Source organism: Bacillus sp. 05T31, from assembly GCF_056396725.1.
In genome coordinates this window covers 1-4,744 of sequence record NZ_JBFTMA010000373.1, presented here as the reverse complement: position 1 = coordinate 4,744, position 4,744 = coordinate 1, and the positions used below count along the sequence as shown (strand labels likewise).

The window sequence follows — 4,744 nt, the reverse complement described above, 5'->3', positions numbered from 1 at the left end:
ACTAATTACTGTACGAAGAACTATACTAATATGGCTTTCTATCATTATTTTACTTGCTGCACAATATCTCCAACTTACTTTCAACGCCTTCGAAGGATGGGGAGGCACAATCCCATTTATAAACTATATAGACTTTTGGACCTTAACAGGTTTTCTTCGCAACTTATTTTTTAATGGCTATCACCCTATTTTCCCATGGTTTTCTTTCTTCTTAATCGGTATGATAATTGGCAGATTAGATCTTCATAATAAAAATATTAGAGAAAGATTACTCTTACTCAGTATTACAATCACAATACTGACAGAACTTTTATCAAAAGGACTTACACACTTCTTTATTCCATACATCGGCAAAGAGGCAGCTACATTTTTGTTTAACACAGGACCCATTTTGCCCAATATATTATACGTCGCATCCGCTACAGGATCTGCTATTGCTATATTAATAATTTGCCTCTACATTGCTGAAAAATATGAAAATAATTGGTTTGTTACTTCCATTATACAAACAGGACAATTAACATTAACGCATTATGTAAGTCATGTATTTATCGGTATTGGCGCATTGATTGTATTAAATCGTATGGAACATCAAACACTACTTTTCGTTTTATTATTTGCTACTGCATTTTTCATTTTCAGTATTTTATTTAGCGTATTATGGCGAAGGAACTTTTCTAGAGGACCTATCGAATGGATTATGCGGAAAATAACTGATTAATTTATCTTCATACAAAAAAGGAAGTTGGAATGATTCCAACTTCCTTTTTTCTTTAATTAGCCGCGTTTAATTTAATTCGGATCTTTGTCTCACCTAAAGAAAGTTCATCGTCCTCATTCGTTAAGTGACCAAATGTAAATTGCTTGACGAGTAAGTTTTCTTCYAATAAATCTTTATGATTCGTTAACGTTTGCTGTAGTTCTTYTTCTGTATCAAGAATTACATCCACTCGTAAATTAACTGGTAAATTCAACTGCTTACGATATTCTTGAACTGCACGAATAAATTCACGTGCTACTCCTTCTTGTAACAATTCTTCCGTTACATTCGTATCTAACATTACCGTATATTGACCGTTAGTCGTATTTGAAAATCCTGATTTCGCAACTTTCTCTACTAATACATCTTCAGCTGTTACAACTACTTCTTCTCCTGGTTCTACTTCGTAAACTGCTCTTTCTGTAGATACAAAGTGTTGTACTTCTTCTTTTGATAATTGTTTTAGCCAGCCATTTACTGCATTCACACTTTTACCAAACTTCGGCCCAGCCGTTTTAAAATTCAGCTTTAATTGATAGGACGTGTATTTCGTTTCATCGAGTTCAACATGGAATGCTTTTACATTTAGCTCATCCATGATGATATCACGATAAGATTCCCAATCCATATCATTTTCATTATGCGCTAGTAATACAAGTTCTGCTAACGGCTGTTTTACTTTTAATGAATGTTGATTACGATTACTTCTTCCAAGTTCAACAACTTGTAAAACAGCATCCATTTCTGCTTCTAACTCAGGCTGGATAAGTGATTCGTTTACAACCGGATAATCTGCTAAATGAACGCTKCTTCCTTCTAAATTCAGATGAATATCCTCAGCKACAAACGGTGTAAATGGTGCRATTAATTTACTAATTGTYACAAGYACTTCATGAAGYGTYTCATACGCAGCTGCTTTTTCAGGATTCATACCAGAYTCCCAGAAACGATTACGTGATCGTCTTACGTACCAGTTACTSACTTCATCTACAAGCGCCGCGATTTCACGAGCTGCATTCGTAAATTGATAATCATCAAGTGCTGTTCTCACTTTTTTCGTTGTGCTATGCAATCTTGATAATACCCATTCATCTAATTTCGTACGTTTAACTTCATACTTTTCTTTCGGATTATACTCATCTAAATTTGCATATAAAACGTAGAAGCTATATACATTGACTAACGTATCTACAAATTTAGATTTTGCTTCCAGTACTGTTCTTTCAGAAAAACGCTTTGCATTCCACGGAGCACTGTCAACAAGTAGAGCCCATCTTAAAGCATCTGCACCAAACTGATTTACTAAATCAACTGGATCTAGTGCATTTCCTTTACTTTTAGACATTTTCTGTCCTTCCTCGTCTAGAACATGCCCTAGTGATAACACTCGTTTATAAGGTACTTTTCCTGTATATAGTGCGGATACTGCTAATAAACTATAAAACCAGCCGCGTGTTTGATCAATTCCCTCTGCAATTACATCTGCTGGAAACTGTTCTTCAAATAACTCTTTATTTTCAAATGGATAATGATATTGTGCAAACGGCATGGAACCACTATCAAACCAAACATCGATTACTTCTGGTGTACGATTCATTGTACTTCCGCATTTTTCGCAGCAAACTTGCACTTCATCTACATACGGCTTATGCAATTCTAAATCTTCAGGTGTTTCTTTTGTACTATGCTTTCTTAATTCGGCGATGCTTTTCGGTGAGAATTGATGATCGCAGCTTTCACATTCCCATACGTTTAACGGTGTTCCCCAATATCTATTCCGGCTAATATTCCAGTCCACCATGTTTTCTAAAAACTTACCAAACCGTCCATGCTTCATATGGTCTGGATACCACTTAACAGAATCATTATTTCGTAAAAATGTTTCTTTAATCTCAGTTGTTCGGATTAACCAGCTTTCTCCTGCATAATAAAGTAATGGTGAATCACAGCGCCAGCAATGCGGATAGCTATGTTCATATTTTTCTTTATGATATAGCAAACCTTCTTTAGCTAAATAACGAACGATATCAACGTCACATTCTTTTACAAACTTACCTTTAAGAAATGGTACTGCATCCGTATACTCACCTTTCTCATCTACAACATGTAAGAACGACAATCCTTCACTTTGAACGACTTTATAATCGTCCTCCCCATATGCTGGAGCGATATGAACGAGTCCTGTACCACTATCTGCAGTTACAAAATCTGCTGCAATTACGTGGTACCCATTTGTAACTTCCTTCATCGGAAACGGTGCTGTATAAGATGTGTTTACTAATTCTTCGCCTTTATGAACGGATAATACTTCATAGTTTTCTTTTAGTACTTCTTGTACACGCTCTTTCGCAACAATGTATACATACCCTTCTTGTTTCGCTTTAACGTATTCCATATTTGGATGTACRGCAAGTGCAACATTCGCTGGAAGTGTCCACGGCGTTGTCGTCCATCCAAGGAAATATTCATTTTCACTATCTTTTACTTTAAACTTAACYGTYGCGCTTAAATCTTTCACTGTTTTATATCCTTGTGCAACTTCATGTGAACTAAGCGATGTTTGACAGCTTGGACAGTACGGTGAAACTCTATGCCCTTTATATAACAAGCCTTTTTCATGAATCGTCCCTAAAATATTCCATACACTTTCGATATATGGATTCTCTAGAGTAACGTATGGATCATCCATATCTACCCAATATCCAATGCTCTCCGTAAATTCACGCCACTGCTTCTCATATGTGAATACACTCTCTTTACACTTTTGAATAAATGGCTCAATGCCGTACTCTTCAATCTCATGCTTACCTGAAATACCAAGTTGTTTTTCAACGCCTAATTCTACAGGTAATCCATGTGTATCCCAGCCAGCTTTTCTTAACACTTTATATCCAGCCATCGTTTTATATCTTGCTACTAAATCTTTAATTGCCCGACCAAGTGCATGGCCGACGTGTGGTAAACCGTTCGCCGTTGGTGGTCCTTCATAAAACACAAACGATTGTGCGCCTTCTCTATTCTGAATTGATTGTTCAAATATTTTTATTTATACCCTTTTTCTCTATTCTTATACAATCACTTTTCAAATTCTCGCAGTCCTGCTAAATCTTCATCTTCCTCTGCAAGTTCAGCGAAAAATCCTGTTTCATCTTCACGAAGCACAATTTCAAGTTCATCTCTTGCCTCTTCATTTCTGTTTAATAATGTTAAATAACAAGCATGATCGTATCTTGCTAGCAAGTCAGTAGCATCAATTGCTAATATTTCACTTGTTATTTTTTCTGCCTTTGTCGTTTGCCCAGCTCTATGATACGAAGATGCTAAAGCAAGAAGAATTGCTGTTTCATTTGGATGATGTACAGAAGCGTCTTCTAATAACTGAATCGAGTCCTCAATTCTCTCTTGACTTTGATATATTTCTGCTAAAGCAAGGAATCCTCTACTTACAAATGGTGTTTTCTCAATTAATTGCAAGTGAATTTTTTCGGCTTTTCTTTCTTCGCCTAGCTTACATAATACATTCGCTTGTAGAAGAAGTGTATCATAATCATCCGGTAGCTCGCGAACCATTTGTTTCGTTAATTCAAAAGCATCTCGTAACATATCTTCTTCTTCACACTCAATGAAAAGATTTACAAGTTGCTTCGCTACATCATAATCCCACTTATTTTCTAACGATGTTTGTAAAACCTCTATAGCTTCTTTATTCATCGCCGCATTCTCATAAAATATTGCGAAACGCTGCGCTGCCATACTATTTTTCGGATTTAACTTTAAAGAGATTTCAAATAACTCGATAACAACTGTAACCATTGAAATTTCCTTCGCACGATTTTTCATGCGATAAAATGCTCTTGTAAATATAGATTTTTTCGGTTGCTCATTTTGCTGTCTTTCTACTAATCTTTCGGCAACCGCAGTAGCTGCATACATAAACGCTGTACTTCTTTCTGCTTTTTTCACCTTTAACGTATGAAGTACGTC

3 protein-coding genes are annotated in these 4,744 nt (G+C 36.0%); 1 reads left to right on the top strand and 2 read right to left on the bottom strand.

The window, feature by feature from the left end; all coding sequences use genetic code 11:
• Positions 1–721 (top strand): DUF418 domain-containing protein (locus AC1DJR_RS19610; RefSeq protein ID WP_477003298.1); only part of this gene is annotated, 721 nt, incomplete at its 5' end.
• A 52-nt stretch (positions 722–773) separates the two neighbouring features.
• Here AC1DJR_RS19610 and ileS read toward each other — a convergent pair.
• Complete coding sequence (gene ileS, locus AC1DJR_RS19605; protein ID WP_477003299.1) at positions 774–3,806, bottom strand: isoleucine--tRNA ligase; 3,033 nt, start codon at positions 3,804–3,806, stop codon at positions 774–776.
• Between the two features lie 29 nt (positions 3,807–3,835).
• Positions 3,836–4,744: tetratricopeptide repeat protein (locus tag AC1DJR_RS19600; RefSeq protein WP_477003297.1), on the bottom strand; the 909-nt coding region annotated here is incomplete at its 5' end.